General features: G+C 31.5%; 1 protein-coding gene. It reads left to right on the top strand.

The window, feature by feature from the left end:
• Positions 1-290: 290 nt before the first annotated feature.
• Positions 291-833 carry a replication/maintenance protein RepL gene (locus D8S75_RS17275; RefSeq protein WP_000360274.1) on the top strand — a complete coding sequence of 181 codons (543 nt, stop codon included), beginning with the start codon at positions 291-293 and terminating at the stop codon, positions 831-833.
• Positions 834-1,005 lie beyond the last annotated feature (172 nt).

Raw genomic sequence — 1,005 nt, 5'->3', positions numbered from 1 at the left:
AGATTTTTTGAGTGGGTTTCTCAAAAAATACTACCTGCCCATTGCGTGGAGAAAAACCCTATTAGGAGATATAGAAAGGGAACGTAAGAGAAGCCTTGATATATAAGGGTTTCAGAGTTTAATAGGTATCATAGTGTGATACCTATAGGTAACATAGCTTGTGATACCTATTTGTAGAAGAATATAACAAATTTGTCTTTACATATATCAGGTCATGTTATAGGATATAACAAAGATTATACATATAGGTATCATAGTGTGATACCTTCTTGCAAAAAAGGGGTGGAAAAATGGACAAGAACTCCCAAGAAAAAATCACTATAGAATTAAACGCGGATGAATTTAAAAAACTTCAAAAATTATTAGAACTAGATGAAAAAAATGAACAAGATCAACAGAAAAAAGAAAGTGAAAAAAAGAATCTTAATTTCATTCAACTTTATCGAGATAACATGCCAGAACTAAGATGGTTAATGGCAAACCACAATTTCGCTAGTTCTCTTTTATTTTTCATAATCGAACACATGGATAACAAGAATGCATTAGCATGCTCATATTCAACTTTTGAAGATTACTTTGGAAAATCAAAAATGACTATTTATAGAGGAATCAAAGTACTTGAAGAGAACGGATTTTTGAGTGTACTAAAAATGGGTACATCAAATGTTTATTTAGTAAATGAAGATTTAGCGTGGACTGATTCAAACGACAAGAAAAAATTTACAAAATACGACGGGAAAATCTTAGTCAGCAAAAAAGAAAATAAAGACTATATATATCGTAAACAATTTGATAGATTTAAAGCTTTGCGAAAACGGGAAAACCTAAAATAAAGCGGGTAGTAAAGTCTACTCGCTTTATTTATGTTTTCATCGCTCCATGTCATACCCTCGTTGTTTAGTCTTCATTTCTTTTTTATGTTCACGCTCAAATTGATTATCTATCCCTTTCATCTCCAACTCGTTCTTAATAAGACCTCTAAAGCCCTCAAATTGCCTTCCTAAG

Origin of the sequence: Simplicispira lacusdiani (assembly GCF_003604195.1) — a bacterium.
GTDB lineage: Bacteria > Pseudomonadota > Gammaproteobacteria > Burkholderiales > Burkholderiaceae_C > Simplicispira > Simplicispira lacusdiani.
The sequence above is the reverse complement of the archived record's forward strand: the minus strand, read 5'-3'. Positions and strand labels throughout refer to the sequence as shown.

Coding starts and splice junctions, on each gene's coding strand:
- D8S75_RS17275 (WP_000360274.1), top strand. CDS start 291: ATGGACAAGAACTCCCAAGAAAAAATCACTATAGAATTAAACGCGGAT.